This is a genomic window from Kitasatospora sp. NPDC043950, from assembly GCF_056435345.1.
Genome location: NZ_JBWKER010000002.1, coordinates 230,929 through 251,587 on the forward strand (window position 1 = coordinate 230,929; position 20,659 = coordinate 251,587).

5 protein-coding genes are annotated in these 20,659 nt (G+C 75.2%); all 5 read left to right on the top strand.

Translation table 11 applies throughout. From position 1 onward, the window contains the following. Positions 1 to 37 precede the first annotated feature (37 nt). The 5 genes from AC07BF_RS02010 to AC07BF_RS02030 all read left to right on the top strand — a co-directional run bounded on the left by AC07BF_RS02010 (position 38) and on the right by AC07BF_RS02030 (position 20,640). A complete protein-coding gene (locus AC07BF_RS02010) occupies positions 38 to 9,619 on the top strand; it encodes an amino acid adenylation domain-containing protein (protein WP_478332782.1) in 9,582 nt (3,193 codons plus the stop codon). A 158-nt stretch (positions 9,620 to 9,777) separates the two neighbouring features. After that, positions 9,778 to 16,938, top strand: a complete 7,161-nt coding sequence (locus AC07BF_RS02015) for an amino acid adenylation domain-containing protein (protein WP_478332783.1) — start codon at positions 9,778 to 9,780, stop codon at positions 16,936 to 16,938. Positions 16,939 to 17,069: 131 nt separating this feature from the next. Next, a complete protein-coding gene (locus tag AC07BF_RS02020; protein ID WP_363586159.1) occupies positions 17,070 to 18,116 on the top strand; it encodes a class I SAM-dependent methyltransferase in 1,047 nt (348 codons plus the stop codon). Further along, positions 18,116 to 19,123 (top strand): pyridoxal phosphate-dependent aminotransferase, encoded by a 1,008-nt coding sequence (locus tag AC07BF_RS02025; RefSeq protein WP_478332784.1) that lies wholly within the window; start codon positions 18,116 to 18,118, stop codon positions 19,121 to 19,123. The genes AC07BF_RS02020 and AC07BF_RS02025 overlap by 1 nt, the downstream gene beginning before the upstream one ends. A gap of 188 nt (positions 19,124 to 19,311) precedes the next feature. Further along, on the top strand, positions 19,312 to 20,640 hold the full coding sequence (locus AC07BF_RS02030; protein WP_478332785.1) for an MFS transporter: 1,329 nt from the start codon (positions 19,312 to 19,314) through the stop codon (positions 20,638 to 20,640). Positions 20,641 to 20,659: the final 19 nt, after the last annotated feature.

A 20,659-nucleotide genomic window follows, 5' to 3' on the forward strand; every position in this document is an offset into this window, starting at 1 on the left:
CCACCGCGGGGGCCAGCCGCACGAGGGAGAGAGTCACATGTCCGGGGTCCAGCAGACGCACAGAGCCGACCGGCGGCCGACCCTGACCGCGCTGGTCGACGCCCAGACGTCCCGCACCCCGCAGGCCCCCGCCCTGTACGCCGAGGGCACCACCCTCACGTACGCCGAGCTGGACGCCCGCGCCAACCGGCTGGCCCGGGTGCTCACGGCCCGCGGCCTGGGCACCGAGGACATCGTCGCGCTCGCCCTGCCGAAGTCCCCCGAGGCCGTCGCCGCGATCCTCGCCGTGGCCAAGACCGGCGCCGCCTGGCTGCCTGCCGACCCGGCCTACCCCGCCGAGCGGCTGCGCCACATGCTGACCGACTCCCGCGCCGCCCTGGTGCTCACCACCGCCGAGGCCGCCGCCCAGCTGCCCGAGACCGGCGCCCCCCGGCTGCTGCTCGACTCCCCCGGGCACCTCGCCGAGCTGGCCACCCGGCCCGGCACCCCCTTCACCGCCGCCGAGCGGGTACGGCCGCTGAGCGCCGGGAACACCGCGTACGTGATCTACACCTCCGGCTCCACCGGAGTGCCCAAGGGCGTGGCCGTCACCCACACCGGGCTGCCCAGCATGATCGACACGCAGGTCGCCGCCACCGGGGTCGGCCCCGGCAGCCGGGTGCTCCAGGCCGCCTCGCTCAGCTTCGACGTCTCCGTCTCCGACCTGGCCGTGGCGCTCTCCACCGGCGCCGCCCTGGTGCTCCCCCGCGAGCAGAGCCAGCTGGTCGGCGAGCCGCTGGCCGCGCTGATCGAGCAGTACGGCGTCACCCACGCCGACATCGCCACCGCGATGGCGGCCACCCTGCCGGACGTGCCACTGCCCTCCCTGCGCACCCTGATCGGCGGCGGCGAGGCCATCCCGCGCGAACTGGCCGCCCGCTGCGGCCGCGACCGCCTGATGCTCAACAGCTACGGGCCGACCGAGACCACCGTCATCGTCACCATGAGCGAGCCGCTCACCGGCGAGGAGCAGCCCCCGATCGGCCACCCCTGCCAGGACGTGCGCATCCACGTACTGGACGAGCGGCTGCGCCCGGTCGAGCCGGGCACCGTGGGCGAGCTGTACGTCTCCGGCCCGCACCTGGCCCGGGGCTACCTCGGGCGCCCCGGCCTGACCGCCGAGCGCTTCGTCTCCTGCCCCTTCGGCGAGCCCGGCGACCGGATGTACCGCACCGGCGACCTCGGCAGCCACCGGCCGGACGGACAGCTGGACTTCGTCGGCCGGGCCGACGACCAGGTGAAGATCCGCGGCTTCCGGGTGGAGCTCGGCGAGGTCGAGCAGGCCCTCTCCGCCCACCCCGAGGTGCGCCAGGCCGTGGTGCTGGTCCGCGAGGACCGCCCGGGCGAGCGCCGCCTGGTCGGCTACACCGTCGGCGCCGCCGACCCGGCCGAGCTGCGCGCGTACTGCGCCGAGCGGCTGCCCGACCACATGGTGCCCACCGTCGTGGTGCTCGACCGGCTGCCGCTCACGCCCAACGGCAAGGTGGACAAGCGCGCCCTGCCCGCGCCGGTCTTCGCCGCCGCCGAGGAGGGCGGCCGGGCCCCCGCCGGGGAGCTGGAGCACGCCCTCGCCCGCCTCTTCGCCGAGGTGCTGGGCCTGCCCGCGGTGGGCGTCACGGACTCCTTCTTCGAGCTCGGCGGGGACTCCATCGTGGCCATCCGGCTCGTCTCCCGGGCCCGGCACGCCGGGCTGCAGCTCACCCCCCGCGAGGTGTTCCTCTCGCCGACCGTCGAGGCACTGGCCCGGATCGCCCGACCGCTGGAGGGGCCGGTCGTCGCCGAACCCGCCGGGGCCGGCCTCGGCGAGGTGCCGCCGACGCCCATCGTGCACTGGCTGGCCGCGCAGCACGGCGCCGTCGAGAGCTTCTACCAGTCCACCCTGCTCACCCTCCCCGCCGGGAGCGGGCCCGAGCACGTGGCCACGGCCCTCCAGGCGCTGCTCGACCACCACGACGTCTTCCGCGCCCGCACCTCCCCGCTCGCCGAGCGCCCCTGGACGCTGCACGTCCCCGCCCCCGGCGCCGTCCCCGCCGAGGCCGCGCTGCGGCACGTCGCGGGCCCGGCCACCGAGGAGGCGCTGCGCGCCGAGACCGAGGCCGCCCGCGAGCGCCTCTCGCCCGAGGACGGCCGGATGCTCCAGGCCGTCCGGTTCGAGGCCGGGCCGGGCCTGCCCCCGCAGCTCCTGCTCGTGATCCACCACCTGGCGGTGGACGGCGTCACCTGGCGCATCGTCGAGGAGGACCTGCTCGCCGCGCTCGCCGCCGTCCGCGAGGGCCGGGCCGTGGCGCTGGCGCCGGTGCCCACCTCCTTCCGCCGCTGGGCCCAGCGGCTCACCGCCGAGGCCGGGACCGACCGCCGGGCCGCCGAACTCCCGCTCTGGGAGGCCGCCCTGGCCACCCCGGACCCGCTGCTCGGCGCGCGCCCGCTCGACCCGGCCCGGGACACCTACGCCACCGAGGGCGTCCTGCGGCTCGTGCTGCCCGCCGAGACCACCCAGGCGCTGCTGACCCGGGTCACGGCCGCCTACCACGCGCAGGTCAACGACGTGCTGCTCACCGCGCTGGCGCTCGCCCTCGGCCACTGGCGCGGCGAGGCGACCACCGGTCCGGACGGCGCCGTACTGGTGACCGCGGAGGGCCACGGCCGCGAGGAGATCGTCGACGGTGTCGACCTGCACCGCACCGCCGGCTGGTTCACCTCCCTCTACCCCGTCCGGCTCGCCCCCGGGGCGCTGCCCTGGTCCGAGGTCACCGCGGCCGGCCCCGGGCTCGGCCGGGCCCTCGGCCGGGTCAAGGAGCAGCTGCGCGCCGTCCCGGACAACGGCATCGGCTACGGCCTGCTGCGCCACCTCAACCCGGCCACCGCCGCCGTGCTGGAGGGGTACGCCGACCCGCAGGTCGAGTTCAACTACCTGGGCCGCTTCGCGCCGGAGGGCGTCACCGCCGAGGACGTGCTCGCCGGCACCGAGGCGATGAGCGAGGGTGCCGCGACCGGCCTCGCGCTCGGCCGGGTGCTCGGCCTGGACGCCACCACCGTCGACACCCCGCAGGGCCCGCTGCTGGTCGCCCAGTGGTCCTACGCCACCGGGCTGCTCGCCGAGGAGCGCGTGGCCGCGCTCGCCGAGGCGTGGTTCACCGCGCTGCGCGCGCTCGCCGAGCACGCCGACCGGCCGGACGCGGGCGGACACACCCCCTCCGACTTCCCGCTCGTCACGCTCGGCCAGTCCGAGGTGGACCGGCTCGCCGAACACCACGCCCCCGCCCGCCTGGTGGACGTCTGGCCCACCTCGCCGCTCCAGCAGGGCATGGCCTTCCACGCGGCGTACGACGCCGACGGCGCCGACGTCTACACCTCCGTCTGCACCTTCGACCTCACCGGCCCGGTGGACGCCGACCGGCTGCGCGCCGCCGCCGAGGCGCTGCTGCTGCGCCACCCGAACCTCAAGGCGGGCTTCCACCAGCGCCCCGACGGCCCGCCCGTGCAGGCCGTGCCGGACGGCATCGAACTGCCCTTCACCGTCCTCGACCTGACGGCGCACGCCGACCCGCAGGCCGAGGCCGCGCGGATCGCCGCCGCCGAGTACGGCCGCCGCTTCGACCTCGCCCGGCCGCCGCTGCTGCGCTACACCCTGCTCACCCTCGCCCCCGGGCGCCACCAGCTGATCGCCGCCGCGCACCACATCCTGCTCGACGGCTGGTCCACCCCGCTGTTCGCCGAGGAGCTGTGGGGCCTGTACTTCCAGCAGCCGATGCCCCCGGCCGCCCCCTACCGCGAGTACCTGCGCTGGCTCACCCGGCGCGACGGCGCCGCCGCCCGCGCCGCCTGGGCCCAGGCCCTGGCGGGCGCCGACGAGCCCACCCTGCTGGCCCCCGGCCGCTCCGCCGCCGCCCCGCAGCTGCCGCTGCGCCTGCACACCGGCCTCACCCCGGCGGCCACCGAGGCGCTGGCCCGCACCGCCCGCCGCTACGGCGTCACCCTCAACACCCTCGTCCAGGCCGCCTGGGGCGTGCTGCTGGCCCGGCTCACCGGGCGCGAGGACGTGCTCTTCGGCACCACCGTCTCCGGCCGGCCGCACGACCTGCCGGGCGTGGAGCGGATGGTGGGCCTGCTCATCAACACCGTGCCGGTGCGCGTCACCCTCGACCCGGCCGAGAGCTGGGGGCAGCTGCTGCTGCGCCTCCAGCACGAGCAGTCCGCGCTGCTGGACCACCAGCACCTCAGCCTCACCGAGATCCAGCAACTCGCCGGAATGGGAAGCCTGTTCGACACCGTCACGGTGTACGGCAACTACCCGGACCCGTCCGCCCTGGACGAGGCCGACCCGAGCGGCGCCACCCACGTCACCCTGGTCGAGGACGTCGACAGCGCGCACTACCCGCTGCTGCTGGCCCTCACCCCGGGCGACGGCCTCCAACTGCGCCTGGACCACCGGCCCGACGCCTTCACCCCCGCCGAGGCGCGCACCCTGCTGGACCGCTTCCTCGCCCTGCTCGACCGGATCGTCGCCGACCCGGCCGAACTCGTCGGCACCGTCCCGGTGTTGACCGAGGAAGAGCGCGAACGGCTGCTGACCGGCGGGACCGGCGCCACCGCGCCGCTGCCGGAGGCCGCGCTGCCCGAGCTGTTCGAGGCGCGGGCCGCCGCGGCGCCCGACGCGGTCGCGCTCACGGCCGGCGACGTCGAGCTGACCTACGCCGAACTCAACGCACGGGCCAACGGGTTGGCGGTGCGGCTGGTCGAGGCCGGGGTCCGCCCGGAGACCCCCGTCGCACTGCTGATGGAGCGCTCGGCCGCCCTGGTGGTGGCGATCCTGGCCGTGCTCAAGGCCGGCGGCGCCTTCGTGCCGCTGGACGGCGCGCAGCCGGCCGAGCGCCTGCGGGCCGTCCTCGCGGACTCCGGGGCCCGGCTGGCTCTGGCCGACACCGCCCACCGGGCGCACCCCGCGCTGGCCGGGCTGGACGTGCTCGACCCCTCGGACGTACTCGACCCCGAGGGTTACGAGACCGCCGGGAACCTCGGACTCCCCTTGAGAGCCGACCAGTTGGCGTACGTGATGCACACCTCCGGCTCGACCGGCGTGCCCAAGGGCATCGGCGTCACCCACCGGTCCGTGGTCGACCTCGCGCTCGGCGGGGCGTTCGCGGGCGGCGGCCACGAGCGCGTCCTGCTGCACTCCCCCGTCGCCTTCGACGCCTCCACCTACGAGCTCTGGGTGCCGCTGCTCTCGGGCGGCCGCGTGGTGGTCGCCCCGGCCGGGCGGCTCGGCGTCGCCGAGCTGGCGACCGCGATCGGCCGGGGGCGGGTCGGCGCCGCCTGGATGACGGTCGGGCTCTTCAACGTGCTGGCCGCCGAGGCCCCGGAGACCTTCGCCGGGCTGCGCGAGGTGTGGACGGGCGGGGACATCGTCTCGCCGGCCGCCATCCGGCGGGTGCTGGAGCACTGCCCCGGCCTGCGGGTGGTGAACGGCTACGGGCCGACGGAGACGACCACCTTCGCGACCCGCCACCCGATGGCCGCCGCCGCCGAGGTGCCGGCCGCCGTACCGATCGGGCGGCCACTGCCCAACACCCGGGTGTACGCGCTGGACGCCGGACTGCGCCCGGTCCCCGTCGGCGTCGCCGGTGAGCTGTACGTCGCGGGCGCCGGGCTGGCCCGGGGCTACGTCGGCCGCGCCGGCCTGACCGCCGAGCGCTTCGTGGCCTGCCCCTTCGGCGAGCCCGGCGGCCGGATGTACCGCACCGGCGACGTGGTGCGCTGGACCACCACGGGCGAACTGGAGTTCGTCGGCCGCGCCGACGACCAGGTCAAGCTGCGCGGCTTCCGGATCGAACTCGGCGAGGTGGAGGCCGCGTTCACCGCCCACCCGGCCGTCGGCCAGGCCGTCGCCATGGTCCGCCAGGACCAGCCGGGCGACAAGCGCCTGGTCGCCTACGTCACGGGCCCCGTCCGGCCCGACGAACTGCGCGCCTTCGCCACCGACCGCCTGCCCGGCTACATGGTGCCCGCCGCGATCGTCGCCCTCGACGCGCTGCCCGTCACCCCCAACGGCAAGGTCGACCGCCGCGCCCTGCCCGCCCCCGACTACAGCGGCGCCGCCGCCGGCCGGGCCCCGCGCACCGGCACCGAGCAGGCGCTCTGCACGCTCTTCGCCGAGGTCCTCGGACTGGCCTCGGTCGGCATCGACGACAGCTTCTTCGACCTGGGCGGCCACTCGCTGCTCGCCACCAAGCTGGTCAGCCGCGTCCGCACCGCCCTCGGCACGGAGCTGCCGATCCGCGCGCTCTTCGACCACCCGACGGTGGCCGCCCTGGCCGCCGCCCTGCCCGCCTCCGGCGCGGCCCGCCCGTCCCTGCGGCCCGCCACCCGACCGGAGCGCGTCCCGCTGTCCTCCGCGCAGCAACGCCTGTGGTTCATCGAGCAGTTCGAGGGCCCGAGCGCGCTCTACAACACCCCCGTCGCCCTCCGGCTGACCGGCACCCTCGACCGCCCCGCGCTGGAAGGCGCGCTGCGGGACGTGGTGGCCCGGCACGAAGTGCTGCGCACCGTCTTCCCGACCACCGACGGCCAACCGCACCAACTGGTCGCCGAGGCCCCCGAGTCGATCCTTCGGACCATACCCGTGGCCACCGAGGAGGCGCTCCGGGCCGCCCTGGCCGAGGCCGGCGGGGAGGTCTTCGACCTCGCCCACGACCTGCCCGTCCGCGCCACGCTGTTCTCCCTCCCGCACGACGAACACGTCCTGCTCGTCCTCATGCACCACATCGCCACCGACGGCTGGTCCGTCGCCCCGCTCCTGCACGACCTCGCCACCGCCTACGAAGCCCGCCTCGCCGGCACCGAGCCGCAGTGGGAGCCGCTGCCGGTGCAGTACGCCGACTACGCCCTCTGGCAACACGAACTCCTCGGCACCCCGCAACAACCCACCACCCTGCTCACCGAACAACTCGCCCACTGGCAGCAGGTGCTGTCCGGCCTCCCCGAGGAACTGGCGCTCCCCTACGACCGGCCGCGCCCGACCGCTCCCAGCCACCGGGGCGGCTCCGCCGAGTTCGAGGTCGACGCCGAACTGCACACCGCCCTGGCCGAGTTGGCAGGCACGCAGAACGCCAGCCTCTTCATGGCCCTGCAAGCCGCCGTCGCCACCCTCTACACCCGCCTCGGCGCGGGCACCGACCTCCCGCTCGGCACCCCCGTCGCCGGACGCACCGACGAAGCCCTCGACGACCTGGTCGGCTTCTTCGTCAACACCCTGCTGCTGCGCACCGACACGTCCGGCGACCCCACCTTCCGCGAGTTGCTGGACCGCGTCCGCCGCACCGACCTCGACGCCTACGACCACCAGGACATCCCCTTCGAGCGCCTGGTCGAACACCTCAACCCCCCGCGCACCACCCGCCATCCCCTCTTCCAGTCGCTCGTCGCCCTGGAGAGCGGCCCGGCGGTGCCCGCCGCCTTCGGCGACCTGGCCTGCGCGGACCACCCCTTCGAGCTGGACGTGGCCAAGTTCGACCTGTCCTTCCGCTTCACCGAACAGGGCTCCCAGGCGGGCCTGTCGGTGGCGGTCGAGTACGCGGCCGACCTCTTCGACCACGCCACCACCACCGCCCTCGCCGAGCGGCTGCTGCGCGTCCTGCGTGCCGCCGCGGCCGACCCCGACATCCCGCTCGGCAGCATCGAGATCCTCGACCCCGCCGAACGCGAGCACCTGCTCACCGGCTGGAACGGACCGACGACACCGGTGCCCGAGGCCACCCTGCCGCAGCTGTTCGAGGCCCAGGCCGCCGCCACCCCCGACGCCCCCGCCCTGATCACCGGCACCGAACAGCTCAGCTACGCCGAACTCGACTCCCGGGCGGAACACTTGGCCGCCCACCTCGCCGAGTCGGGCGTCGGCGCCGACAGCCCGGTGGTCCTCCTGATGGACCGCTCCGCCGACCTGGTGACGGCGATCCTGGCGGTGGCCAAGGCCGGCGGCACCTACGTCCCGCTGGACGACCGGCACCCGGCCGAGCGGCTGCGGCAGATCACCGCCGAGACGCGGGCGGCGCTCGTCCTGGTCGATCCCGCGCACCAGGGCCACCCGCTGGCCGCCGACGCCCCCTGCCCCGTCCTGCCGCTCACCGAGGGCTGGTTCGACGGCCCGCGCAGGCGGCGCACCCAGCCCGCCGGGCTCCACCCGGAGCAGCTCGCGTACGTGATGTTCACCTCCGGATCCACCGGGGTGCCCAAGGGCATCGCCATCACCCACCGGGACGTGGTGCAGCTCGCGACGGACCCGTGCTGGCACCACCCCGACGGACTGCGGGTGCTCTTCCACGCGCCGCACGCCTTCGACGCCTCGACCTACGAACTGTGGGCGCCGCTGCTCTCCGGCGGCCAGGTGGTCGTCGCACCGCAGGGCGACCTGGACGCCTCCGCCATCCGCGAGCTGGTCCGGGCCCACGGGCTCACCCACGTGCACGTCACCGCCGGGCTGTTCCGCGTCATCGCGGAGGAGGACCCGGGCATCTTCACCGGTGTGCGCGAGGTGCTGACCGGTGGGGACGTCGTCTCCGCCCCGGCCGTCCGCCGGGTGCTGGAGGCCGTCCCGGGCATCGCGGTGCGGGCACTGTACGGGCCGACCGAGACAACACTGTGCGCGACCCAGTTCCCGATGCCGACAGCCTCGGCGGTCCCGAACGTGGTGCCGATCGGCCGCCCGCTGGCCAACACCCGGACGTACGTCCTCGACACCGCCTTGCAGCCCGTACCCGCCGGCGTGGCAGGCGAGCTCTACATCGCCGGCGCCGGACTCGCCCGCGGCTACACCGGCCGCCCCTCCCTCACCGCCGAACGCTTCGTCGCCTGCCCCTACGGCCCGCCCGGTGAGCGGATGTACCGCACCGGCGACCTCGCCCGCTGGACCACCGACGGCGTCCTGGAATTCCTCGGCCGCGCCGACGACCAGGTCAAGATCCGCGGCTTCCGCATCGAACTCGGCGAAGTCGAAACCGCGTTCACCGCCCACCCCGCCGTCGGCCAAGCCCTCGCCCACGTCCGCGAAGACCAACCCGGCGACAAACGCCTCGTCGTCTACACCACCCTCACCACCACCGCCTCCACCGGCAACGTCACCGGCAACGTCACCCCCGGCGAACTGCGCGCCGCCGTCACCGACACCCTCCCCAGCTACATGCTCCCCGCCGCCGTCGTCATCCTCGACACCCTCCCCGTCACCGCCAACGGCAAAATCGACCGCCGCGCCCTCCCCGCCCCCGACTACACCGGCACCACCGAAGGCCGCGCCCCCCGCAACACCACCGAACAAACCCTCTGCACACTCTTCGCCGACGTCCTCGGACTCACCACCGTCACCATCGACGACCGCTTCTTCGACCTCGGCGGCCATTCGCTGCTCGCCACCAGGCTGGTCAGCCGCATCCGCACCGCCCTCGGGACGGAGCTGCCGATCCGCACCCTGTTCGACGCTCCCACGGTCGCCGCCCTGGCCGCCGTCCTGCCCGGGCGCGAGCAGACAGCCGCGCCGAAGAAGGCCCGCCCGGCCCTGCGGCCGATGCGCCGCCCGGGCGGCCCGGCCTGACCTGCCGCCCACCTCGCGGCCCCGTCCACCACAGGATGCGCGCCCGCCGCCGGCCCGGCCGGCGGCGCGGCCCGCCGCGTCCCGCGACCGCCGAACCCCACCAGCCCTACCAGCCCCAGCAGCCACAGCAGCCGTAAGTCGCCAGTCGGAGGCAGACCTTGATCCCGTTGTCGTTCGCCCAGCAGCGGCTCTGGTTCATCGAGCAGTTCGAGGGCCCGAGCGCCCTCTACAACACGCCGTTCGCCCTCCGGCTGACCGGCGAGCTCGACGCCGCCGCCCTCGAAGGCGCGCTGTGGGACGTGGTGGCCCGGCACGAGGTGCTGCGCACCGTCTTCCCGACCACCGACGGCCAGCCCCACCAGCACATCCTCGACCAGGGGCGCCCGCCGCTGCACCGGGTGCCGGTGGCCGACGAGGCCGAACTGTCCGAGCGGCTGCGCGAGGACGCCGGGCAGGTCTTCGACCTCGCCGCCGACCTCCCCGTCCGCGCCTGGCTGTACGCCCTCCCCTCGCCGGGCGAGCACGTCCTGCTGCTGCTGACGCACCACATCGCCAGCGACGGCTGGTCCGTCGCCCCGCTCTTCCGCGACCTCGCCACCGCGTACGAGGCCCGGCTCGCCGGCACCGAGCCGCAGTGGGAGCCGCTGCCGGTGCAGTACGCCGACTACACCCTCTGGCAGCGCGAGCTGCTCGGCGAGGAGGACGACCCCGAGAGCGTCGTCTCCCTTCAACTCGCCTACTGGCAGCAGGCGTTGTCCGGCCTCCCGGAGGAGCTGGCACTCCCGTACGACCGGCCGCGCCCGGCCGCGCCCACCCGCCGGGGCGGCGCCGCCGAGTTGGAACTCGACGTCGAACTGCACACCGCCCTGGCCGAGTTGGCCGGCACGCAGAACGCCAGCCTCTTCATGGCCCTGCAAGCCGCCGTCGCCACCCTCTACACCCGCCTCGGTACGGGCACCGACCTGCCGATCGGCACCGTCGTCGCCGGACGCACCGACGAAGCCCTCGACGACCTGGTCGGCTTCTTCGTCAACACCCTGCTGCTGCGCACCGACACGTCCGGCGACCCGAGCTTCCGCGAGTTGCTGGACCGCGTCCGCCGCACCGACCTCGACGCCTACGACCACCAGGACATCCCCTTCGAGCGCCTGGTCGAACACCTCAACCCCACCCGCACCGCCGGCCACCCCCTCTTCCAGTCGCTCGTCACCCTGAACACCGAGCGGGCCGGCGACCTCGCCTTCGGCCCGGCCTCGGCCCGGCCGGTCGAGGCCGGCGAGGCCCAGGCCCAGTTCGACCTGAACTTCAACTTCGTCGAGCACCTCACGGAGGACGGCGACTGCCTCGGTGTCCGCGGCGCCGTCGACTACGCGGCCGACCTCTTCGACCACGCCACCGCCACCGCCCTCGCCGAGCGGCTGCTGCGCGTCCTGCGCGCCGTCGCGGCCGACCCGGACACCCCGATCGGCAGCATCGAGATCCTCGACCCCGCCGAACGCGAGCACCTGCTCACCGGCTGGAACGGACCGACCGCACCGGTGCCCGACACCAGCCTGCCCCGGCTGTTCGAGGCCCAGGCCGCCGCCACCCCCGACGCCCCCGCCCTGATCACCGACGCCGAACAGCTCAGCTACGCCGAACTGAACGGCCGCGCCAACCGCCTCGCCGCCCTGCTGCTGGCGCGCGGCCTGACCACCGAACAGCCGGTGGCGGTGCTGATGGAGCGCTCCGCCGGGCTGCTCACGGCCGTCCTCGCGATCGCCAAGGCGGGCGGCACGTACGTCCCGCTGGACGACCGCTACCCGCTGGACCGGCTCCAGCACATCCTCACCGACACCCGCACCGGCCTGCTGCTCACCGACCCGGCCCACCACGGGCATCCGGTCCTCGCCACCGGCGGCTTCGCCACCGTCGAGGTCACCGACGCCCTGCTCGCCACGGCCCCCGAGGCGGGCGACCCGGCCGTGCCCGTGCACCCCGGCCAGCTGGTCTACGTGATGTACACCTCGGGCTCGACCGGCCTGCCCAAGGGCGTCGCCGTCACCCACCGCAACGTGGTGGACCTGCTGGGCAACCAGCACTTCCGCGCGGGCCACCACCAGCGTGTCCTGCTGCACTCGCCCACCGCCTTCGACGCCTCCACCACCGAGATCTGGGCGCCGCTCGTCACCGGCGGGGCGATCGTGCTGGCCGAGCCCGGCGAGCTGGACATCCGGCGCCTCGCCGAGACCATCACCACCCACCGGGTGACCCTGGTCCAGGCGCCCTCGGGCCTGCTGCGGCTGATGGCCGAGGAGACGCCGGAGGCCTTCCGGGCCGTCCGGCAGGTGTGGACCGGCGGCGACGTCGTCCCGCCCGAGGCCGTCCGCCGGCTCTTCCAGGCGTGCCCGGACACCTCCGTCGTCGCGGTCTACGCGCCCACCGAGACGACGGCCATCAAGACCACCTTCACCATGACCCCCGCCTCGGCGGTCCCGAACGTGGTGCCGATCGGCCGCCCGCTGGCCAACACCCGGACGTACGTCCTCGACACCGCACTACAGCCCGTACCCGCCGGCGTGGCAGGCGAGCTCTACATCGCCGGCGCCGGACTCGCCCGCGGCTACACCGGCCGCCCCTCCCTCACCGCCGAACGCTTCGTCGCCTGCCCCTACGGCCCGCCCGGTGAACGGATGTACCGCACCGGCGACCTCGCCCGCTGGACCACCGACGGCGTCCTGGAATTCCTCGGCCGCGCCGACGACCAGGTCAAGATCCGCGGCTTCCGCATCGAACTCGGCGAAGTCGAAACCGCGTTCACCGCCCACCCCGCCGTCGGCCAAGCCCTCGCCCACGTCCGCGAAGACCAACCCGGCGACAAACGCCTCGTCGTCTACACCACCCTCACCACCACCGCCTCCACCGGCAACGTCACCGGCAACGTCACCCCCGGCGAACTGCGCGCCGCCGTCACCGACACCCTCCCCAGCTACATGCTCCCCGCCGCCGTCGTCATCCTCCACACCCTCCCCGTCACCGCCAACGGCAAAATCGACCGCCGCGCCCTCCCCGCCCCCGACTACACCAGCACCACCGAAGGCCGCGCCCCCCGCAACACCACCGAACAAACCCTCTGCACACTCTTCGCCGACGTCCTCGGACTCACCACCGTCACCATCGACGACCGCTTCTTCGACCTCGGCGGCCACTCCCTCCTCGCCACCAAACTGGTCAGCCGCATCCGCACCGCCCTCAGCACCGAACTTCCCATCCGTGCCCTGTTCGACGCCCCGACCGTCGCCGCCCTGGCCGCCGTCCTGCCCGCCTCCGGCACGGCCCGTCCGGCCCTGCGGCCCATCGACCGGCCCGAGCGCATCCCGCTCTCCCCGGCACAGCAACGCCTGTGGTTCATCGACCAGTTCGAGGGCCCCAACGCGCTCTACAACACCCCGTGCGCGGTGCGCCTGACCGGCCGGGTCGACGCCCCCGCCCTCCAGGCGGCGCTGACGGACGTCCTCGACCGCCACGAGGTGCTACGCACCGTCTACCCGACCACCGACGGCCAGCCGCACCAGCTGATCGTCGAGCGTCCCGAACTCCCGCTGCACACCGTGTCGGTGGCCACCGAGGAAGCGCTCCAGGACGCCCTGGCCGAGGCCGGCGGGGAGGTCTTCGACCTCGCCCACGACCTGCCCGTCCGCGCCACGCTGTTCTCCCTCCCGCACGACGAACACGTCCTGCTCGTCCTCATGCACCACATCGCCACCGACGGCTGGTCCGTCGCCCCGCTCCTACGGGACCTCGCCACCGCCTACGAAGCCCGCCTCGCCGGCACCGCACCGCAGTGGGAGCCGCTGCCGGTGCAGTACGCCGACTACGCCCTCTGGCAACACGAACTCCTCGGCACCCCGCAACAACCCACCACCCTGCTCACCGAACAACTCGCCCACTGGCAGCAGGTGCTGTCCGGCCTCCCCGAGGAACTGGCGCTCCCCTACGACCGCCCCCGCCCGACCGCGCCGACCCGTCGGGGTGCGGCGGTGGAACTGCACCTGGACGGCGAACTCCACGGCGCCCTGGTCGAGTTGGCGCAGCAGAGCCGAGCCAGCGTGTTCATGGTGATGCAGGCGGCACTCGCCACCACGCTGGGCCGCCTGGGCGCGGGCACCGACCTGCCGATCGGCACCGTCGTCGCCGGGCGCACCGACGAAGCGCTCGACGACCTGGTCGGCTTCTTCGTCAACACCCTGGTGCTGCGCACCGACACGTCCGGCGACCCGAGCTTCCGGGAGCTGCTGGAGCGCGTCCGGATCGGCACCCTGGACGCCTTCGGGCACCAGGACGTGCCCTTCGAGCGCCTGGTCGAGCTGCTCAACCCGGCGCGCTCGACGGCCCGGCACCCGCTCTGCCAGGTGATGCTGACCTCCGGCGGCGACGCCGGAACGATCCGCCTCGGCGGCCTGCCGGGCCGGGTCGAGGCGCTGGATTCGGACCTCGCCAAGTTCGACCTGACCTTCGCCTTCAGCGAGGCCTTCGACCGCGACGGCGCCCCCGCCGGACTGGAGCTGACGGTCGAGTACGCCGTCGACCTGTTCGACCGGGCCACGGCGGCGGCGACGGCCGCGCGGTTCGAGCGCGCCCTGCGCGCGGTGCTGGCCGACCCTGACCAGCGGGTGGGCCAGGTGGAGATCCTGGCGCCGGAGGAGCGCCGGCAGCTGATCACGGCCTGGAACGACACCGACCACTCCGTCGCCCCCGCCACCTTCCCGGCGCTCTTCCAGGCCCAGGCCGCCGCCCGCCCCGACGCCGTCGCGCTCGCCTTCGGCGCCGAGCAGCTCACCTACGCCGAGCTGAACGGACGCGCCAACCGCCTCGCCCGGCTGCTCACCGCACACGGCGCGGGCCCCGAGCGGTTCGTCGCGATCGCCCTGGAGCGCTCGATCGAGCTCATCGTCGCCCAGCTCGCCGTCCTCAAGGCCGGCGCGGCCTTCCTCCCGCTCGACCCGCGCTACCCGGCCGACCGCATCGCCTACATGCTCGCCGACGCCGCCCCCGTCCTGGTCCTCACCACCGGCACGGTGGCCGCCGGCCTGCCGGCCGACAGCGCCGTCCCGCGCCTGCTGGTCGAGGAGCTCGACACCTCCGGCCACCCGGCACACGACCTCACCGACGCCGAAACCGGCACCGAAACCGGCACCGAACCCGACGCCGAAACCGGCACCGCCACCACCCCCGACGCCGCCGCGTACGTCATCTACACCTCCGGCTCCACCGGCCGCCCCAAGGGCGTCGTCGTCCCCCACACCGGCCTCGCCGCCCTGGTCGAGAGCCAGCGCCGGAGCCTGGCCGTGACCCCGGACAGCCGCTACCTGCTGTTCGCCTCCCCCTCCTTCGACTCCGCCGTCGCCGAGCTCAGCCTGGCCCTGCTCACCGGCGCCCGCGCCGTCCTCGCCGACGCCGACCAGCTGCTGCCCGGCCCCGCCCTGGTCGAACTGATCGCCGAGCAGGGCGTCACCCACGTCACCCTGCCGCCGACCGCCCTGGCCGTCCTGCCCCCCGACGCGCTCGCGCACGTCGAGACCCTGGCCGTCGCCGGGGAGGCCTGCCCGCCCGACCTCGTCGAGCACTGGTCCGCCCGCCTGCGGATGGTCAACGCCTACGGGCCGACGGAGTCCACCGTCTGCGCCAGCATGACCACCCCGCTGTCCGGCCGGATCGCACCGCCGCTGGGCCGGCCCATCCTGAACACCCGGCTGCACGTCCTGGACGCCGCCCTGCAGCCCGTCCCCGCCGGGGTCGTCGGCGAGCTCTACCTCGCGGGCGCCGGCCTGGCCAGGGGCTACCTCAACCGGCCCGGCCTGACCGCCGAGCGCTTCGTCGCCAACCCGTACGGCGCCCCCGGCAGCCGGATGTACCGCACCGGTGACCTCGCCCGCCGCCGGGCCGACGGCTCCCTGGAGTACCTCGGCCGCACCGACCACCAGGTCAAGGTCCGCGGGTTCCGCATCGAACCCGGCGAGATCGAGGCCGCCCTCGTCCGCCACCCCTCCCTCGCCCAGGCCTTCGTCCTGGTCCGCGAGGACCGCCCCGGCGACCGGCGCCTGGTCGGCTACGCCGTGGCCCGGCCCGGGCAGACGGTCGACCAGGCCCTCCTGCGGGCCCACGTCGGCGCGACCCTGCCCGACTACATGGTGCCCTCCGCCGTCGTGGCCCTGGACGCCCTCCCCCTCACCGCCAACGGCAAGGTCGACCGCCGCGCCCTCCCCGCCCCCGACGCCGCCTGGCCCGGCGCCGGGCGGGCGCCCGGCACGCCGCAGGAGGAGGTGCTCTGCGGGCTGTTCGCCGACGTGCTCGGGCTCGAACGGGTCGGTGTGGACGACAACTTCTTCGAGCTGGGCGGGCACTCGCTGCTGGCCGCCCGGCTGGTCGCGGGGCTGCGGGAGCTGGTCGGCGCGGGCGAGGGGATCGGGGTCCGCACCGTGTTCGAGGCGCCGACCGTCGCCGGGCTCGCCGAGCGGCTCGCCCGGGGGCCGGGCGCCGAGAGCTTCCCCGTCCTGCTGCCGATCCGCACCCGGGGCTCGCGCCCGCCGCTGTTCTGCGTCCACCCGGCCGCGGGCATCAGCTGGGTGTACACGGGGCTGCTGCGCCACCTCGACGCCGAGCAGCCGATCTACGGCCTCCAGGCCCCGGGCCTGGCCGATCCGGGCCACCGCCCCTCCTCCGTCGCGGAGTTGGCGCGCGACTACCTCGCGCAGATCCGCGCCGTCCGCCCCGAGGGCCCGTACGCCCTGCTCGGCTGGTCCTTCGGCGGGGCCGTCGCCCACGCGATCGCCGCACTGCTGCGCGACCAGGGCGAGGAGGTCCGGCTGCTGGCCCTGCTGGACGCCTATCCGGGCGCCGGCGAGGCCGGGCCCGAGCAGTGGCGGGACGACCCGGAGCAACTGGCAGTGATCCTCGACTCGCTCGGCCACCCGGCCGGGGAGATCGGCGCCTGGCCCGAGGACGAGGACGGCTACGCCGAGCTGGTCCGGCACGGCGAGGGCCCGCTCGCGGGCCTCAGCGGCGCCGCGGTGGCCCGGGTGGTCGCGGTCTTCCAGGCCAACGCCGAGCTGGCGCACGCGCTCCCGCTGCCCGGCTACGACGGCGACGCGGTGGTCTTCACCGCCGCCAAGGACCGCCCGGCCGACGCCCCCGACCCGGACGGCTGGCGCCCCCACGTGGGCGGCCGGATCGACGTCCACGAGGTGCCGAGCACCCACGGCGCCATGACGGGCCCCGAGGCGCTCGCCGTCATCGGCCCGGTGCTCGCCGCCCGCCTGACCGACCGACCGGCCACCTGACCGCCTGACCGACCGGCCGCCGACCGGCCTCCTGACCCGCCGGCTTTCGCATCCCTTCCGACCGCAGGCCACCGACCTGCACCCACCGCGCGGGCCGCACCCGGCCCGCCCACCGAGAAACGGACACCACCATGACCACTGCCGCCATCCCCGACACCTGGCGCGGCGTCACCCCGTCGCCGATCACGTCGACCGACGCCTACAACGGCTTCATCGCCGCCAACGTGATCTTCGCGCTGGACCGGATCGGCGTGCTGGAGAAGCTCGGGCGCGGCGAGCCGCTCTCGGCCGTCGAGGCCACCGCCCAGGGCGGTGACACCGCCCGGACCGAGGCCGTCCTGCGCGCCGCCGCCGACTGCGGCTACGTCAAGGCCGACGGCGGCACCTACGTGCCCACCGAGGTGGGCCTCGAAGTCGCCGCCGCGCGCGGCTACTTCACCTGGGCCGTCGGCGGGTACCACGACGTGTTCGGCCGCGCCGGGCACCTGAGCGCGGGGACGCACCGCTACAGCGAGGACGTCCTGCGCGACGAGGCGATGGTCGCCCTCGGCTCCGCCCAGTGCGACCAGTCGCTGTTCGCCGCGCAGCTGACCGACGTGCTCTCCGGCATCGACTTCCGCACCATCGCCGACCTGGGCAGCGGCACCTCCGCCCGGGTGCGCCGGGTGGTCGGGCAGCGCGAGGGCACCCGGGGCCTGGGCATCGACATCAGCCGCCCGGCCACCGACATCGCCCGCCGCGACATCGTCACGGCCGGGATGCAGGACCGCGTCACCGCCGTCCGGGCCGACGTCCTGGGCCTGCTCGGCACCCAGATCGACAACGACGCCGAGGCCGCCGAGGTGGCCGAGGTCGACACCGTGATGAGCTTCTTCCTGCTGCACGACCTGCTGGCCGACCCGGCCACCCGCTCCTCGATCTTCACCCGGATGCGGGAGGCCTTCCCGAAGGCCCGCACCTTCGTGCTCGGCGACACCATGCTGCGCGGCCCGGGCGAGTCCCAGAGCGCCCTGCCGGTCTTCTCGGTCGGCTTCGAGCTGGCGCACGCGATGATGGGCGTGCCGCTGCACACCAAGGAGACGTACGAGGAACTGTTCACCGACGCCGGACTGCGGATCGACCGCGTCGAGGCGCTGGCCACCCCGCACTCCTGGCTCTACGTCCTCCAGGCCGACTGATGGCCGCCGCCGCCAGACACCTGCTGGCGCAGAACGAGCACCCGGGCCCGCCGCTGCCGTCCGTCGTGGCCGCCCTGGCCGCGGCCGCCGGCGACCTGCACCGGTACCCGGACTTCCGCCCGCAGCGGATCGAGGGGATCATCGCCGACTGGCAGCGCGTCCCGGCCCCTCAGGTCGTGGTCGGCCACGGCTCGGCGGGCGTGGCGCTGGACCTCTTCCACGCCGTCGTCGGGCCCGGCGACAACGTGGTGCACTCGGCGCCCTGCTTCGACGCGTACCCGCTGTTCTGCGAGATCGCCCGGGCCGAGGCCCGGGCCGTCCCGCTCGACCCCGACGCCCGGCACGACCTGGCCGCGATGGCCGATCGGCTGGACGAACGCACCCGGATCGTCGTGCTGTGCAACCCGCACAACCCGACCGGCACGGTCTACTCCTGGGCGGAGCTGACGGACTTCTTCCGCCTGGTCCCGGCCACGGCGCTGATCCTGCTGGACGAGGCGTACGTCGACTTCGCCCGGGACTGGGCGGCCCCGGCGGTGCCGGACCGGATCGCCGAGTGGCCGAACCTGGTGGTGCTGCGCACCCTCTCCAAGTCGCACGGCATCGCCGCCCTGCGGATCGGCTACGCGCTCGCGGAGGAGTCCGTGGCCCAGCGGGTGCGGGACCACCAGGTCCCGTACGCGGTGAACCGGCTCCAGGAGGCGGGCCTGCTGGCCGCCGTCTCGGCCCAGGACGAGGTGGACCGGCGGATCGCCGAGATCGCCGCCGAGCGGGAGCGCCTGCGGGCCGAACTGCTGCGGCTGGGCTGGACGGTGGCGCCCAGCCTGACCAACTTCCTCTGGGTCGTCGCGCCGGGCGACCAGCTCCCCCTGCGGGCGGAGCTGGAGCGCCGAGGGGTGGCCGTCCGCTACTACCCCGGCCAGGGCATCCGGATCGCCGTCGGTGAGAAGGACGCCAACGACGCGGTGATCGAGGGCTTCACCGCCACCGCGCCCGCCGCTCCCTGACCGCACCCCGCGCCCGCGCATCCCGGCCGTCTCCGCACGTCCCAGCACGTCCCCGCACGTCCCCGCGCACGGCGCGTGAGGGCGCACCGTCCGCGCCCCACGCGCCGAGCAGCCCAGCACCCTCAGCAACCCAGCACGCCCGGCACGCCCAGCACCCGAAGCGCCGTCGGCGCAGCGAAGGAACCGCGATGCACCCGCTGTTGGCCCGCCCGGAGTTCCGGCGCTACCTCGCCGGGCAGACCCTGTCCGTCCTCGGCGACAGCGCCCTCTCCATCGCCCTCGGCATCTGGGCCAAGGTGCTGACCGGCAGCAACTCCGCTGCCGGGCTGGTGCTGTTCTGCTTCGCCGCGCCGCTGCTGCTCCTGCCGCTGGGCGGCCTGCTCGCCGACCGGGTCCGGCGCAGACCGCTGCTGGTCGGCGTCAACCTGGTGGTGGCAGTGGGGTTGACGCCCCTGCTGCTCGTCGACGGTCCGGACCGGGTCTGGATCATCTACTGCACGGCCTCGCTCTGCGGTCTCGCCGGGGCCGTGCTGGCCCCGGCGCAGAGCGCCCTGCTGCGGACGATCCTGACGGATCGTCAGGACTTCGGCGCGGCAGCCGGGTTCACCCAGAGCGCCCGGGCCGGCACCACGCTGGTCGCGCCGCTGCTCGGCTCGGGCCTCTACAGCTGGCTGGGCGGGCACGCCGTGGCGCTGGCCGACCTCGGCGTGCTGCTGCTGGCGGCCCTGGCCTTCCTCGGCCTGCGGGCGGACGAGCCCAGGCCGGAGCCCTCGGGCCTCCGGTGGCGCACCGAGGTGCTGGCGGGCTTCGCCCACCTGCGCGGTGCGACCGGGCTGCGCCCGCTGGTGGCGGCCACCGCCGTCACGGGCTTCGTGCTGAGCCTGCTCCAGCCGGTGCTGTTCGCGCTGACCCAGCACGGGCTGCACCGCCCGCCGCAGTTCCTCGGCGTGCTGGAGACGACCGAGGCGGTCGGGGCGCTGGGCGGCTCGGTGGTCGGCGGTCTGCTGATCGGCCGGCTCGGACCGCGCCGGACGGTCATGGCGGGGTCGGTGGTGTTCGGCCTCGGCACGGTCCTGCTGCTCGCGCCGTCCCTCCCCGTGGTGGCGGCCGGCCTGGTGATCGCCGGGGCGGGCATCCCGGCCGCCATGGTCGGCCTCGCCACGGCCGCCCAGGCGGCCACGCCGCCCCAGCTGATGGGCCGCGCCCAGGCGGCCGTCAACCTCTCACTCACCGCCCCGCAGGCCCTCGCGGTCGGCGTCGGCTCCGGACTGGTGGCCGCCCTGGACTTCCGGGTCGTGCTGGCCGTGATGGTGCTCGGCGCCCTGCTCGCGGCCGCCCACCTGCTCGGCAAGCCCGAGGCCCCGACCGGGCCCGAGGCCCCCGCCGGCACCGAGACCTCCGCCGAGACCTCCGCCGAGCCCGCGGCCCCCGAAGAGCCCGAGAGCCCCACCGAGCCTCCGGCCGGCGCCGAGAGCCCCACCGAGCCCGGGAGCGCCCCGGGCCTCCAGCGCACCTGATCGCCCGATCACCCTCGAC

What these genes read in the sequence shown, in the direction of transcription:
- AC07BF_RS02010 (WP_478332782.1), top strand. Translation starts at nt 38, where the DNA reads ATGTCCGGGGTCCAGCAGACGCACAGAGCCGACCGGCGGCCGACCCTG.
- AC07BF_RS02020 (WP_363586159.1), top strand. Translation starts at nt 17,070, where the DNA reads ATGACCACTGCCGCCATCCCCGACACCTGGCGCGGCGTCACCCCGTCG.
- AC07BF_RS02025 (WP_478332784.1), top strand. Translation starts at nt 18,116, where the DNA reads ATGGCCGCCGCCGCCAGACACCTGCTGGCGCAGAACGAGCACCCGGGC.
- AC07BF_RS02030 (WP_478332785.1), top strand. Translation starts at nt 19,312, where the DNA reads ATGCACCCGCTGTTGGCCCGCCCGGAGTTCCGGCGCTACCTCGCCGGG.